Source organism: Leucobacter aridicollis (assembly GCF_013409595.1).
GTDB lineage: Bacteria > Actinomycetota > Actinomycetes > Actinomycetales > Microbacteriaceae > Leucobacter > Leucobacter aridicollis.
This window is the reverse complement of record NZ_JACCBD010000001.1, coordinates 2,145,635-2,159,037: the sequence shown is the minus strand read 5'-3', so window position 1 is coordinate 2,159,037 and position 13,403 is coordinate 2,145,635. Positions and strand designations below refer to the sequence as shown.

The 13,403-nt window shown below is 65.7% G+C and carries 14 protein-coding genes; 13 read left to right on the top strand and 1 reads right to left on the bottom strand.

The window, feature by feature from the left end; translation table 11 throughout:
- The first annotated feature begins 27 nt into the window (after window positions 1-27).
- The 13 genes from BJ960_RS10045 (at window position 28) to BJ960_RS09985 (ending at window position 12,260) form a co-directional block, all read left to right on the top strand.
- Entirely contained in the window at window positions 28-681 is a 654-nt protein-coding gene (locus BJ960_RS10045; RefSeq protein ID WP_141886375.1) for an amino acid ABC transporter permease, read from the top strand.
- Window positions 678-1,427, top strand: coding sequence for an amino acid ABC transporter ATP-binding protein (locus BJ960_RS10040; protein ID WP_272928753.1), 750 nt, complete (start codon window positions 678-680; stop codon window positions 1,425-1,427). The genes BJ960_RS10045 and BJ960_RS10040 overlap by 4 nt, the downstream gene beginning before the upstream one ends.
- Window positions 1,424-2,887, top strand: a complete 1,464-nt coding sequence (locus BJ960_RS10035; RefSeq protein ID WP_185987191.1) for an aldehyde dehydrogenase family protein — start codon at window positions 1,424-1,426, stop codon at window positions 2,885-2,887. The genes BJ960_RS10040 and BJ960_RS10035 overlap by 4 nt, the downstream gene beginning before the upstream one ends.
- On the top strand, window positions 2,887-4,140 hold the full coding sequence (locus BJ960_RS10030) for an NAD(P)/FAD-dependent oxidoreductase (protein ID WP_185987190.1): 1,254 nt from the start codon (window positions 2,887-2,889) through the stop codon (window positions 4,138-4,140). Before BJ960_RS10035 ends, BJ960_RS10030 begins: the two co-directional genes overlap by 1 nt.
- An 11-nt stretch (window positions 4,141-4,151) precedes the next feature.
- Window positions 4,152-4,433: a (2Fe-2S)-binding protein gene (locus BJ960_RS10025; protein WP_185987189.1), complete on the top strand. Its 282-nt coding sequence runs from the start codon at window positions 4,152-4,154 to the stop codon at window positions 4,431-4,433.
- Window positions 4,430-4,750 (top strand): (2Fe-2S)-binding protein, encoded by a 321-nt coding sequence (locus BJ960_RS10020; protein WP_185987188.1) that lies wholly within the window; start codon window positions 4,430-4,432, stop codon window positions 4,748-4,750. Before BJ960_RS10025 ends, BJ960_RS10020 begins: the two co-directional genes overlap by 4 nt.
- Window positions 4,747-5,985, top strand: coding sequence for an NAD(P)/FAD-dependent oxidoreductase (locus tag BJ960_RS10015; protein ID WP_185987187.1), 1,239 nt, complete (start codon window positions 4,747-4,749; stop codon window positions 5,983-5,985). Before BJ960_RS10020 ends, BJ960_RS10015 begins: the two co-directional genes overlap by 4 nt.
- Window positions 5,986-6,020: 35 nt before the next feature.
- On the top strand, window positions 6,021-8,105 hold the full coding sequence (locus BJ960_RS10010) for a GNAT family N-acetyltransferase (RefSeq protein ID WP_185987186.1): 2,085 nt from the start codon (window positions 6,021-6,023) through the stop codon (window positions 8,103-8,105).
- The gene (locus BJ960_RS10005; protein ID WP_185987185.1) at window positions 8,102-8,875 is read left to right on the top strand and encodes a 3-oxoacid CoA-transferase subunit A; all 774 of its coding nucleotides are present in this window, start codon (window positions 8,102-8,104) and stop codon (window positions 8,873-8,875) included. The genes BJ960_RS10010 and BJ960_RS10005 overlap by 4 nt, the downstream gene beginning before the upstream one ends.
- On the top strand, window positions 8,859-9,500 hold the full coding sequence (locus BJ960_RS10000) for a 3-oxoacid CoA-transferase subunit B (RefSeq protein WP_185987184.1): 642 nt from the start codon (window positions 8,859-8,861) through the stop codon (window positions 9,498-9,500). Before BJ960_RS10005 ends, BJ960_RS10000 begins: the two co-directional genes overlap by 17 nt.
- Before the next feature lie 73 nt (window positions 9,501-9,573).
- Window positions 9,574-10,743, top strand: a complete 1,170-nt coding sequence (locus BJ960_RS09995; RefSeq protein ID WP_185987183.1) for a thiolase family protein — start codon at window positions 9,574-9,576, stop codon at window positions 10,741-10,743.
- 31 nt (window positions 10,744-10,774) lie between these two features.
- Complete coding sequence (locus BJ960_RS09990; protein ID WP_185987182.1) at window positions 10,775-11,560, top strand: IclR family transcriptional regulator domain-containing protein; 786 nt, start codon at window positions 10,775-10,777, stop codon at window positions 11,558-11,560.
- Between the two features lie 205 nt (window positions 11,561-11,765).
- Complete coding sequence (locus BJ960_RS09985; RefSeq protein ID WP_185987181.1) at window positions 11,766-12,260, top strand: M23 family metallopeptidase; 495 nt, start codon at window positions 11,766-11,768, stop codon at window positions 12,258-12,260.
- 78 nt (window positions 12,261-12,338) lie between these two features.
- On the opposite strand, the gene BJ960_RS09980 is transcribed toward BJ960_RS09985, so the two are convergent.
- Window positions 12,339-13,283 carry a tyrosine recombinase XerC gene (locus BJ960_RS09980; RefSeq protein ID WP_185987180.1) on the bottom strand — a complete coding sequence of 315 codons (945 nt, stop codon included), beginning with the start codon at window positions 13,281-13,283 and terminating at the stop codon, window positions 12,339-12,341.
- Window positions 13,284-13,403: the final 120 nt, after the last annotated feature.

Below are 13,403 nucleotides of genomic sequence, written 5' to 3'. Positions count from 1 at the left end.
TAGTCACGAACAGAGAGCAAACGAAGAATGGACTTCACGCTTGTCGCCCCGTATCTGGGGTTTCTCGCGCAGGCAGCATGGATCACGATCCTTATCTCGATCCTGTCGCTCGCGCTTGGCTTGATCCTCGGCCTCGTGGCTGCGGTAATGAAACTCAGCGGTATCAAACCGCTTGTCTGGCTTGTCGACCTGTACGTCTGGGTATTCCGGGGCACACCCGTACTTGTGCAGCTCTTCCTGATCTACTTCGGCCTGCCCCAGCTGGGTATCGAGCTCGGAGCGTTCCTCTCCTCGATCCTTGGCCTCGGCATCAACGCGGGCGCGTACATCGCCGAGATCCTGCGCGGCGGTCTGCAAGCCGTGCCGAAGGGACAGCTTGAGGCGGCATCGTCGCTCGGTATGACCCGACCGAAGGTGCTCTGGCGCATCGTACTCCCGCAGGCATTCCGCATTAGTGTGCCCGCGCTCGGCAACCAGGCTGTGTCGATGATCAAGGACTCGTCACTTGCCTCGCTCGTCACCGTCAGCGAGCTCATGATGGTGGCGCAGCGCTTTGCCGCCTCGAACTTCGCGTTCATGGAGTTCTACCTCACTGTGGCTGCAATCTACCTGGTCCTCACCACCGTGATGTCAATGTTCCTCACCCGGCTCGAGAAGCGAATGGCGGTGTCAGACCGATGACCACGACAGCAACAACCGACTGCATGATCGACATGCAAGATATTCACAAGTGCTTTGGCGACCTGGAAGTGCTCAAGGGCGTGAGCCTGCAGGTACGGCGGGGCGAGGTCGTCGCGCTCATCGGGGCATCCGGCTCGGGCAAGAGCACACTCCTGCGGTGCACCAACCACCTCGAGGAGCCCACATCCGGTGTCATCTCGGTACTCGGCCAGCCCGTTGACGGGAAGACCGAGAACATCCTCAGGGTGCGCCGCACCGTCGGCATGGTGTTCCAACAGTTCAACCTGTTTCCACATAAGACCGTGCTTGAAAACGTTATCGAAGCGCCGATGCAGGTGCTGGGCGTCAAGAAGGCGGCCGCGACGGAGCAGGCCCTCGTGCTTCTTGAGCGGGTCGGGCTCGCTGAAAAGGCGGGCGTCTACCCGCACAAGCTCTCAGGCGGGCAGCAGCAGCGCGTCGCGATCGCGCGGGCGCTCGCGATGAACCCGCAGGCAATGCTTTTTGATGAGCCCACGAGCGCGCTCGACCCCGAGCTGCGTGGCGAGGTGTTGAAGGTCATGAAGGACCTCGCGAGCGCGGGGATGACGATGCTCATCGTCACGCACGAGATGTCGTTTGCCCGCGACGTCGCCGACCGTGTGGTATTCATGGCCGACGGCGTCGTCGAGGAAGAGGGCGTCCCCTCCGAGCTCTTCGATCACCCGAAGAGCAGCAAGCTGCAGTCCTTCCTCAGGCACGTCGCATGAGCGGGGTCACCGTGAACACGCAGTTCAGGGGCGGCGCCTGGCATCCGGGAACCGGTGAGGGCACGACCGAGACCGTGAACCCTGCGACGGGCATGCAGCTCGCGGCGTACAAACAAGCGGGCAGGGAGGATCTTGGGCTCGCGCTCGACACCCTCCGTGACGCGGTGGCCCCGTGGCAGCGCCTCCCGCTCAAGGAGCGCCAGCGGGTGCTGGAGCAGGTCGCAGCTGAGATCGAGCGTGACGGTGAGCGGATCGCGCGGCAGATGACCCTCGAGATGGGGAAAACGCTCGCTGAGTCCCGCGGTGAGGTCGGAGTGTTCGCGAGCACCTGTAGGTGGTTCGCACACGAGGCCGGCCGTTCGCTCGGGCAAGTGCTCCCGTCGGCCGACGGCACGCGCTTCATCCACACACGGAGAAAACCGATCGGTGTTGTGGCGTGCATCACTCCATGGAACTTCCCGATCGCGCTCGCAGGCTACAAGATCTTCGCGGCGCTCGCCGTCGGTAACGTCGTGCTCTGGAAGCCCGCTCAGCAGGTGAACGGCACGGCGGTACTCGTGACCGAGGCCTTCGAGCGGGCCGGCATCGGTGACGCCTTCGCGCTGCTCGGCGCCTGCACCGGGGCGCTCGCGTCGGAGGCGGTCGGGGACGAGCGCGTTGACGCCGTCTCGTTCACTGGGTCCACTGAGGTTGGCACGCAGATTTCGCAGCGCGTCGCTTCGACGCTCACCCCGTGCTCACTCGAACTCGGTGGGAAGAACGCGGCCGTGGTGCTTGCGGACGCTGACCTCGACCTCGCCGCGCGAGAAATCGTGCGCAGCGGGTTCCTCACGAGCGGTCAGCGCTGCACCGCGACGAGCAGGATCGTGGTCGTCGCTGAGGTCGCTGACGAGCTGATTGCGCGCGTTGCCGATGGAATCCGCGCGCTCACCGTGGGCGACGGCGCCGATGCGGCGGTCGATATGGGCCCCGTTGCCACTGCCGCGCAACTCGCGGGCGTGGAGAGCGCCGTGAGGGACGCTGTCTCGGACGGGGCGAGCGTCGTCGCCGGCGGCGCACGGCCCGACGGCCTGCCCGCAGAAGGCTTCTTCTACCTGCCGACGCTGCTTGACGGCGTAACTCGCGAGCACGCGATCGCGCGAAGGGAGGTCTTCGGCCCGGTGATCGCGGTGATCAGGGTCGCTGATGCCACAGAAGCCTTCACAGTTGCGAACGACACCGACTACGGTCTCTCGACGTCGGTGTTCACGCGCAGCCTTGGTGCGACCTTTACCGCGCTCGATGACATCGATAGCGGCCTCATCTATGTGAACCGCGGCACGAGCTCGGCCGAGCTCGGCGTTCCCTTCGGTGGCACCGGGATGTCGGGCAACGGGCACCGCGAGGTCTCTGAGCACGGCTTTGAATTCATGACCGAGCTCGTATCCGTCTACATCGACCCGCAGAACATGGAGCAGTGATGACCGAAGAAAACCGCATGACGCTGCTCACCCTCGACCCCCTGAACACCGACCTCGAGCAGGGTGACCGCGCGCTACGCGATTACCAAGCCGTGAGCGAGGCCCTTCGCGGTGCCCCGCTCGAGGGGCTCGACGGGCTCAGCGTCCTGATTGTTGGCGGGGGGATCGTCGGCCTCATGTCTGCGTACTACGCGAGCGAGGCCGGAGCCGATGTCACAGTGCTCGAGTCACGCGCCCTCGGGGGCGCCGCCTCGGGCCGTAACGCCGGCGGCATCTACGCAAACGGCCGTGATATCGGCGAGGTCGCCCTCGCCCGGGTCTCGATGGACCTCTGGGAGGAACTCGGTGAGCGCGGGCTCGATGTGAAGTTCCGGCGCAAGGGCCACACGATCGTCGCGATGAACGGCACCGAGCTGTCTCTGTTGCAGCGAGCGCGCGACATCTATGAGCGGGCTGGCGTGCCGATCGAGCTGCGTGAAGGGAGCGAAGCCGTCGCAGAGCTGCCACTCGTCAACCCCGGCATCGCGGGCGCGCTGTTCTCCCCGCACGATGGCCAGGGATACCCGTTCACCGCGACCACGTCGCTGCGCAAGGCTGTCGTCAGCCGAGGCGGCAAGGTCGAGACGTTCGCGCACGTCGAGCGGCTCATCGAGCGCGAGGGAAGGGTCGCTGGTGTGTCGACCGCGGACACCACATACGAGGCGGATGTCGTGCTCATCGCCGCGGGCCCGTGGACGACGGAGCTCGGGCGGCAGGTTGGGGCTGAGCTGCCCGTGCGGCCGCGCCGCTCACAACTCACCGCGACGGAGCGACTGCCGGTGAAGGGTGATTTCCCATTCGTCTCTGGAAACCGGGTGTATGCCAGGCAGACCCACGCCGACAACATCCTCATCGGGGGCGGCGGGCCGTGGGAAGAGAACGGATTCCACACGACCACAACCAGGCAGGCGCTCGACGTCTACGGCACGTATATGACAGAGATGTTCCCTGGGCTTTCGCGCGTTCCGATCATCCGTGCTTTCGCTGGGACTGTTGAGCTCACCCCCGACCACTACCCGCTCCTCGGCAAGGTGCCGGGAGTGCCCGGTCTCTGGGTGAGCGCCGGCTACAACGGCCACGGTTTCGGCCTGTCAGCTGCCGCGGGTCGCATGTTTACCGAGCTCCTCAAACACGAGGTACGCGGCACCGAGACCCCGGCGGCCCTGCGGGACGCCCTCACTGACTATGCGCCCGGGCGCTTTGCGAAGAATTGAAGGAGAGCAGCATGAACCACACTGTGTGCCGGTGCGAAGACGTCACCGCGCAAGACATCGCTGACGCTGTGGAGGCGGGCGTCTGCACCGCTCAGGAAGTGAAGTTTCACACCCGCGCTGGCATGGGCTTCTGCCAGGGCCGCGTCTGCCGCCCCGCGATCGAGGAGCTTCTCGGACAGGCCGGTATCGCGCCCGAAGTGGGAGGCAGCTCGATGACGGTCCGCCTACCAGTACGTCCGACCGCGCTCGGAGACCTGGCGGAGTCGGCGGCCCAGGAAGCGGGCGCAGCATGACCGAGCGGATCGAGAACCATCCGGTACTCCCAGAGCCGCCCGCGGCGGACGAGGCGAACTTCACGTTTAATGGCGAGTCGTACACAGGTCGCACAGGCGAACCAATTGCGGCAGCCCTGCTTGCGGCGGGCGTGCGCGAGCTGCGCACGTCGCCCGTCGCGGGTGAGCCTCGCGGGCTCTATTGCGGGATCGGGCACTGCTACGAGTGCCGACTCTGGCTCGGACCTAATGAAGAGACAGCGGAGCGAGTGCGCGGGTGCCAGGCGCCGCTCAGCGACGGTGACACCTACCGTTCGACGCGGGGGAGTGACTCGTGAACGGGAGAACCATCGAAAGCGGAGACAGCGTCGACCTCGTTGTCGTCGGTGGGGGGCCCGCGGGGCTCTCCGCGGCAGCGCGTGCTGCCGAAGATGGTCTGACTGTCGTTCTTATCGAAGAGAACCACCAGACCGGAGGCAAGCTGCGCGGTCAGCTCCATCAGGAGAACGATGGCGAGTGGTGGATTGGCTGGACGCTCGCGAATGACCTGCTCGCTCGAGCCGAGCGCGCAGGCGTGCGGATCTTTACCGACACCGTTGCCTGGGCCATTGAACCCGGATGGGTGGTTCGCACCACGTCGTCACGCGGCGGCGACGCCGCCGAGATCCGGACCCGAGCGGTACTGATCGCGACCGGGGCGGTCGAGAAGCCGATGCCAGTCGCGGGGTGGACACTGCCCGGTGTGTTCACCATCGGCGGTGCGCAGATCCTCACCAACACGCACAGGGTGCGGCCCGGTGCGCGAAGCGTTGTCGTCGGCGTCGACCCGCTCTCGCTCACGATTGCGCGCGCAATGAAGCTTGGTGGGGTTGACGTCGACTCAATTGTGCTCCCGCCCCAGCCAGTTCCCGATAGTGACCCGCAGAGCACCCTGAAGCGACTCGGTGGGCTGAGCAAACTTGCGCCGTATTTCTATATGCGACTTGGTGGCGCGCTCATGGCGATCCCCGGTCTCGCCGCGATCGCCGCGAGGGTGCTCCCACGCTCGCTCCCATTGTGGGGGATCCCGCTGCGTCTCACCACCCGCCTTGTCCGCATCGTCGGTGACGACCGCGTCACGGGTGCGGAGGTCGAGACGGTGCGTGCAAACGGCGACGCCGTGCCCGGCAGCCGACGCGTCATTAGCACGGACTCGGTCTGCCTCTCAAACGGACTCGTGCCACTCAACGACCTCAGCGCCTCTCTCGGGCTCGAATTCGTCACGAGCGACTCCGTCGGAGCGAAGGTGCCTGTGCACTCGGCGACGGGCGCGACCGCGCTGCCTGGCCTCTTCCTGGCGGGAAACACTGTCGGCGTCGAAAGCGCGAAAGTCTCACTGAAACAGGGAGAGATCGTCGCGGGCGAGATTCTCGCAACCCTCAGGAATCACCCGTTCAAGACGCGGGAAGCGGAGCTCGGCGAACTGCGCCAACTGCGCGCCGACAGCGAGTTCACCTTCGAGCCCGCCATCCAGCGGGGCCACGACGAGATCGCGGCCCTCTTCAACCAGCGACAGGAGGCACCTCTGCCGTAACAGCGCTTCGCTGATACAGCAGAGTGACGCAGATCATGGAACAGATGACAGCATCAGGCAGCGGGCAGCAGTCCGCGAGTGCCCCGCGCATTGGGGTCGCCTTCTTCTATCACGAGTCACACTCGTTTAGCCCGGTCGCGACTGACCTCGCGGCGTTCGAAGCCGAGGATCATCACGAGGGCGACCGCCTCATCGACGTCTACTCGGGGACACAGACAGAACTCGGTGGATTCCTCGACGTGCTCGGCGCCCGCGGGGCGACTCCGGTGCCGCTCACAGCAGCAGCAGCGATGCCCGCTGGCACCGTCACGACTGCGGCTTACGCGACGCTGTTGCGAGAATTCGAGCTCGCACTTCGGCGCGCGGTCGCCGACAACCCGCTCGATGGCCTGCTGCTCGCGTTGCATGGCTCCATGGTGTCTGAGACAGAGCAAGATCCCGAGGGCGCGATCATCGAACTCGCCCGCGCGATCCTCGGCGCCGACGCACAGATCGCGGTGACCTTCGACCTCCACGCCAACGTCAGCGGCACGCCGGCGGAGTGCGGAGCGCTGATCTTCGGCTACCAGACCTACCCGCACATCGACATGTACGATCAGGGCGTGCGGGCCGCGAACGCCCTGCTTGACGCGCTCGCGGGGGAGCCGCTCACGGTGCGCACCGTGCGGCTTCCGATGCTGCTGCGCAGCATCAACATGCGAACAGCCGAAGGGCCCATGGCCGACGTCGTGGGGTTCGCACGGGCGCGCGAGACCGGCGGCGTGCGCGCGGTCAGCCCGCACGCCGGGTTTCCCTACGCTGACACCCGCTGCTCGGGCGCCGCTGTGAGCGTCGTTGCGGCTGACCCATCCGAGGCCGAACGTGTCGCCCAAGAAGTGGCCGAGTACTTCTGGGCGCAGCGCGAGCGCTACCAGGTCGACGTCGCGGCCATCCCTGAGGCGCTCGCGGCCGCGCGTGAGGCAATCGCTGTGGGGGAGACTCCGGTCGTGCTCGCCGATGTCGCCGATAACCCCCAGTCGGGCGGTAGCGCAGACACTACGGTGCTACTCCATGAGGTGTTCGCGGCAGATCTCGGCACCGTGCTGATGTCGGCGATCTGTGACGACGACGTGGTTCGCGCGGCCCGTTCGGCCGGTGTCGGGGCCGTGCTCGAAACGCAACTCGCGGGGAAGGCTTCCACGGAGTTCGGTGCGCCGCTCACCGTCAAGGCAAAGGTACTTGCGGCGACCGATGGCGTCTACGTGAACGATGGGCCGTTCAACGCGGGGCTCTCTGTCGATACCGGCGGCGCCGCGTGGCTACGGCTGCGCACCGTCGACGGGCACCCAGTCTCGGCCACAGTCGACGTCGTTGTCACGGGCCGCCCGATCACCGCGAACGACCCGGCGCTGTACCGCTACCTTGGCGTCGATCCGACGGCGTACGACGTGCTCGCCTGGAAAGTGAAGAACCACTTCCGTGCGGCATTCGAGCCCGTCGTTGGGCGCATCATTCCTGTTGATGCCCCTGGACCCGCGCAAACAGATTTCACCGCACTGAGGTTCCATCACACCGACACTACTGCCTGGCCGTTTGACGGCGACCGTGAACTCGGCGATCTCACTGCTTACGAGCCCCTCGCCGGAGCCGTGCGGCCGTTTACGATTCGCCCTGCGACGCACGAAGACCTGCCCGACATTGCCGAGTTTCACGTCGCCGTCTGGCAAGAAGCGTACGCGGGGCTCATGGACGCTGACTTCCTCCGCGCCCTCACCGCCGAACGGCGGCTCCCGGAGTGGGAAGGCGCGCTTGAACGGGCGCCCGGCTACCAAGTTCTGGTCGCGCACTCCGCCTCCGGCGTGTTCCTCGGGTTCGGGTCGGCACACCGGCACGACGACGCGGGGCCGCTCGGCCTCGAGCTGCACACGCTCAACCTCACACCGGAGGCACGCGGCACCGGGCTCGCTACTGTACTCATCGACCGGCTGCTCGGTGACGAGCCCGCGTTTGCCTGGGTCGTCGACGGGAACGCACGAGCGTTTGAGTTTTACAGGAAGGTCGGCTTCGAACCGACTGACGACCGCCGCCCCGACGAAGAGAGCCGAGTTGATGACATTCGAGTGGTGAGGGGTGCGCGATGATTAACAAAACAGTACCTACGCTTGCCGACGCGGTCGCTGGCATCTTTGACGGTGCAACGGTGATGATTGGCGGCTTCGGCCGAGCTGGGCAGCCCGTAGAACTCATCGACGCCCTCATTGATCAGGGGGCGAAAGACCTTACCGTTGTGAACAACAACGCGGGGAACGGCGACGTTGGGCTCGCCGCGCTTCTTGCAACAGGGCGGGTACGGAAGATCATCTGCTCGTTCCCGCGGCAGCACGACTCGTGGGTCTTTGACAGGCTCTACCGGTCAGGTGAGCTTGAGCTCGAACTCGTGCCGCAGGGCAATCTCGCTGAGCGTATCCGTGCGGCCGGCGCGGGGGTGGGAGCGTTCTACTCGCCAACAGCGGTTGGCACCGAGCTCGCCGAGGGCCGGGAAACCCGTGAGATCGGAGGCCGAACATACTTGCTTGAATACCCAATCCGTGCTGATTTCGCGCTCATCAGTGGCTTGTCAGCTGACCGCTGGGGCAACGTTGTCTACCGTGAGACCGCACGAAACTTCGGCCCGATCATGGCTGCTGCTGCAACCGTGTCGATCGCTCAGGTCGATGAGATTGTGCCCTTGGGCGCGCTCGACCCGGAAGCGGTTGTGACGCCGGGAATCTTCGTTGACCGGGTCGTCGCGCTCGGCGAACGCGAGTGGCTGCGCGACGGCGAGTTCGCCGGTGGCGTCGACATCGACGGGGTCCCGCTTCCCTCGCCCGGACACGACACGAAGGAGCCCGCAGATGTACTCGCGAATTAGCCGGCAAGACCTTGCCGCAAAGATTGCCCTTGACATCCCCGACGGCGCATACGTGAACCTCGGGATCGGCGCGCCAACGCTCGTCGCGAACTACCTGCCGAGGGACCGCGAGATTATCCTGCACACCGAGAACGGAATGCTCGGGATGGGCGGAGCGCCGGAGCCAGCACGCATCGACCCTGACCTCATCAACGCGGGGAAGCAGCCCGTTACGGCGGTGCCAGGCGCCTCGTATTTCCATCACGCTGACTCCTTCGCGATGATGCGCGGCGGTCACCTCGACGTGTGCGTGCTTGGCGCGTTCCAGGTTGCCGAGAACGGTGACCTTGCGAACTGGTCGACGGGCGCGCCCGACGCGATCCCCGCGATCGGTGGCGCGATGGACCTCGCGATTGGCGCGAAATCTGTCTACGTCATGACCGACCTGTTGACGAAGCAGGGCACCCCGAAACTTGTGCAGAACTGCGACTACCCACTGACCGGGGTCGGGTGCGTGACCCGGGTGTACACCGACCACGCCGTGTTCGACGTCACAGTGGCGGGATTCGCGGTGCGCGAGCTGTTCGGGGACAACACCGTCACGGGGCTCGCAGAACTCACCGGACTGGACCTCGTGACGGTTTAGCCGCAGCTCAACGAATACCGCGAGTGGTGCCGATGCTCGGCTCGCGCTCCCACCAATGACAGGAACGCAGCAGATGGAAACAACTCACATCTTTGACGCCGTACGCACCCCGTTTGGCCGCGCAGGTGGCGGGCTCTCTGGGGTCCGACCCGATGACCTCGCTGCGGTCGTGATGCGTGCGATCGTTGACAGAGCTGGCGTCGACCCCGCCCGGGTCGCCGACGTCGTCTTCGGCGACGCGAATCAGGCGGGGGAAGACAACCGCAACGTCGCGCGCTTCGGCGCGCTGCTCGCGGGATTTCCGACGACTGTCACAGGCGTCACTGTGAACAGGCTCTGCGCGTCCTCGCTTGAGGCCGTGATTCAAGGGTCACGCGCAATTGAATGCGGCGACGCTGAGCTCGTGCTCACTGGCGGGGTTGAGTCGATGAGTCGCGCGCCATTCGTGATTGAGAAATCAGCGAAGCCCTGGCCCGCCGTTGGTAACCAGACAGCCTGGAATACGAGCATCGGTTGGCGGATGGTGAACCCGAGGTTCCCGGACGAGTGGACGATCTCAAATGGTGAAGCCGCTGAGCGGACAGCGCGGGAGTGGGGCATCAGCAGGGAAGCGCAAGATGCGTTCGCAGCTCGGTCGCACGCCCTCGCCGCGGCCGGGTGGGCAGGCGGCGCGTTCGATCGCGAGATTGTCCAGGTACCCGGATACGAGCTCATTCGTGATGAGGGGATCCGTGACGACACTTCAGCCGAGAAGCTCGCGATGCTCCGCCCGTTGTTCGCATCCGACGGCAGCGTGACCGCTGGGAATTCGTCATCGATCAACGACGGTGCCTCCGCCTTGCTGCTCGGGCGCGAGGGCGCGGTCGACGCCGAACCGCTCGCACGGATTACCGCGCGGGCGGTGCACGGCGTCGACCCACAGGACTTTCCGACCGCCCCCATCGAAGCGGCGAACCGGGCGCTCGCTCGCGCGGGCAGGTCGTGGGCAGATGTCGACTTTGTTGAACTCAACGAGGCCTTTGCTTCCCAGGCGCTCGCGTGTCTCGCGGGCTGGCCAGACCTCGATCCGGCACGCCTCAACGTACACGGCGGTGCGCTCGCAATCGGACACCCACTTGGCGCGTCGGGCGGCCGTATCGTCGCGCGTGCGGCACACGAACTTGCTCGCCGTGGCAGCGGCGTCGCCGTCGTCGCGATCTGCATCGGAGTTGGCCAGGGGCTCGCAGTTGTGCTTGAACGCTGAAATCTTCACGACAGACCGGCAGAATGGGGGTATGAGTAACGAAGACTCGGCCGAGGGCAGCGACTACGTCCAGTCCTTTGCACGTGGCCTGGCCGTCATTCGAGCGTTCGATGCCGAGAACCCCGAGCTGACGCTCACCGAGGTATCGAAGCGAGTCGGCATCCCCGCGGCTGCGTCTCGGCGTTTCCTGAGAACACTGCAGACCCTCGGCTACGTCCGCACAGATGGGCGGTTGTTTGCGCTCACTCCACGCGTGCTCGAACTCGGCTTCAGCTACCTGTCTGCGCTCTCGCTGCCCGAAATGATGCAGCCGCACCTTGAGAAACTGTCGCACGCACTCGAAGAATCAGTGTCGGCCGCAGTGCTCTCTGACGCAGACATCGTCTACGTTGCGCGCGTGCCAACACGGCGCATTATGACTGTCGGCATCACGATCGGTACCCGGTTCCCAGCGCACGCGACGAGCATGGGTCGTGTGCTGGTCAGTGACTTGCCTTCCCGGGAACGTGACCGGCTTCTAGCAGGCGCCGACCTTGCACGTCTCACGGAACGTACGCTGACGTCCCCGGCCGAACTGAACGCCGAGCTCGAGCGCGTGCGAGATCAGGGCTGGGCGCTTGTCGACGGGGAACTTGAGATCGGTCTGCGTTCTATCGCGACCGGTGTGCGGGGACGCGATGGCCGCGTAGTCGTAGCAGTTAACGTCTCTACAAGTGCGAGCGCAGGACCTGTGGAGATGCTCATCGAAAGCCATCTGCCCAAGCTACTCGAGACCGCGCGCGAGATTGAGGCAGATCTGGAGATGCTAGGTAAGTAGCTCTTCCAATGAGCAAACTGGTTCGTCCACACCGACGAAGAGTTTCCTGCGCAAGCAAGCTGTCCACCAACAACACCCACAGACAGCGAGCGATTCGATAACCACGAACACTGTGAGTGTGACTCTTTTTCCCTACCCACAGATCTCGCTGACAGGCCAGACCCCTCTTAAACGGTGGCAAACGCGCACTGCGTTGGTGCTGTTGGTGCTTCTTTCACTGGTCTCGCGCGCTGGTTCCGTGTGGTCTGTAGGTCTTGAGCCTGGGACGCCAACGCTGCCGCCCGCGGACTCGCCCTACTGGCTGCCGCCGCTCGGAACGCCGCTCGAAGTCTCGGGTCCGTACCGGCCGCCGCCCACGCCGTATGCCTCCGGGCATCGCGGAATCGACCTTCCGGCCGCGCCGGGGGAACTCGTGCACGCGCCCGTCGGAGGGGTCGTGAGCTTCGTGGGACAGGTGGCCGACAGGCACGTGCTCTCGGTGCGCGTCGACAGTCGCACGGTGGTGTCGTTCGAGCCGATCGAGCAGGCCGACGCTGCGCTCACCGAGGGGGCGCAGGTGCTGCCGCGGCAGCCACTCGGGATCGTTGCGGAGGGCGGCCACTGCCTGGACGAATGCCTGCACCTTGGGGTGCGTGTCGACGACGAGTACGTGAACCCGCTGCGCTACTTCCTCGGCAAACCAGTGCTGCTGCCCTGGTGAGCCCCTGTGGCTGTGGGGCCTGTGACTGTGGGGCTCGTTGCTGTGGGGCCTGTGGCTGTGGCGCTCATTGCTGTGGGCCTACGCCCTGGGGTGCGCCTGGCGGTAGGTTGCCGCGAGCCGCTCCATCGACACGTGCGTGTACACCTGCGTGCTCGACAGGCTCGAGTGGCCGAGCATCTCCTGCACGACTCGAAGGTCGGCGCCGCCATCAAGCAGATGGGTTGCGGCGGTGTGCCTGAACGTGTGCGGGCCGCTCGGGCCGCCGCCCGGCTCCTGCTCAAGTTCTCTCGAGACCAGCCGGTAGACGGCGCCGGTGTTGATCGCCGCGCCGTGCCGGTTGCCGATGAACAGGGCGCGCTCGGCGGGCCGTGTCGGTGCGCCGTCGGGGCGGCCGTCGGCGCTGCGTGCAAGCAGCGCGGGCCTGGCCGCGGAGAGGTAACGCTCAAGCGCGCGGGCGGCCGGGGCGCCGAGGGGGACGACGCGTTCCTTGTCACCCTTACCGATGACGCGGACGCTGCGTTCGCGCCTGTCGAACCCGTCGGTCGTGAGTGAGACCAGCTCGGAGACTCGGAGCGCGGAGGAATACAGCAGCTCGAGGATCGCGCTATTGCGCACCTGCTCGGGGTCGCCAGAGGCTGCCCGCTGCTCGGCGCGCGCGAGCACCCGCGCCATCTGATCCTGCGTGAGGACCCTCGGCAGCGCTTTCGGTGCGCGCGGCGTTCGGAGCCGGGACGCCGGATTCCCGGGGAGCAGGTTACGGGCCTCGAGCCAGGAGCCGAACGACTTGAGCGTAGCGACGTTGCGCGCAATTGTCGACGCGGCAAGGCCGGCCTGTTGGCGCTCCCACAGCCACGAGCGCATGAGCTCGAGGTCGGCGTCGGCGAGGGACGTCACGCCCTGCTCGCCAGCGAACTCGGTGAAGCCCAACAGGTCGCGTCGGTACGACCGGATCGTGTGCTCCGAATAGCCGAACTCGAGACGCGCCGCATCAAGGAATGCTGACGTGGCGGCATCGAGGTTCATGACACCCATCTTGGCTGAGTGAGCCTGAAGCGCGGTGTATTTGGCGGTGATTCGCGCAACTTGGTGTGGCCGTGCGGGAACGCAAAGGCGCCCACATCGTTATCGTTTGTTGCTTTAATT

Excerpts from the sequence above, each read along its gene's own strand:
- BJ960_RS10045 (WP_141886375.1), top strand. The coding sequence starts at position 28 with ATGGACTTCACGCTTGTCGCCCCGTATCTGGGGTTTCTCGCGCAGGCA.
- BJ960_RS10040 (WP_272928753.1), top strand. The coding sequence starts at position 678 with ATGACCACGACAGCAACAACCGACTGCATGATCGACATGCAAGATATT.
- BJ960_RS10035 (WP_185987191.1), top strand. The coding sequence starts at position 1,424 with ATGAGCGGGGTCACCGTGAACACGCAGTTCAGGGGCGGCGCCTGGCAT.
- BJ960_RS10030 (WP_185987190.1), top strand. The coding sequence starts at position 2,887 with ATGACCGAAGAAAACCGCATGACGCTGCTCACCCTCGACCCCCTGAAC.
- BJ960_RS10025 (WP_185987189.1), top strand. The coding sequence starts at position 4,152 with ATGAACCACACTGTGTGCCGGTGCGAAGACGTCACCGCGCAAGACATC.
- BJ960_RS10020 (WP_185987188.1), top strand. The coding sequence starts at position 4,430 with ATGACCGAGCGGATCGAGAACCATCCGGTACTCCCAGAGCCGCCCGCG.
- BJ960_RS10010 (WP_185987186.1), top strand. The coding sequence starts at position 6,021 with ATGGAACAGATGACAGCATCAGGCAGCGGGCAGCAGTCCGCGAGTGCC.
- BJ960_RS10005 (WP_185987185.1), top strand. The coding sequence starts at position 8,102 with ATGATTAACAAAACAGTACCTACGCTTGCCGACGCGGTCGCTGGCATC.
- BJ960_RS10000 (WP_185987184.1), top strand. The coding sequence starts at position 8,859 with ATGTACTCGCGAATTAGCCGGCAAGACCTTGCCGCAAAGATTGCCCTT.
- BJ960_RS09995 (WP_185987183.1), top strand. The coding sequence starts at position 9,574 with ATGGAAACAACTCACATCTTTGACGCCGTACGCACCCCGTTTGGCCGC.
- BJ960_RS09990 (WP_185987182.1), top strand. The coding sequence starts at position 10,775 with ATGAGTAACGAAGACTCGGCCGAGGGCAGCGACTACGTCCAGTCCTTT.
- BJ960_RS09980 (WP_185987180.1), bottom strand. The coding sequence starts at position 13,283 with ATGAACCTCGATGCCGCCACGTCAGCATTCCTTGATGCGGCGCGTCTC.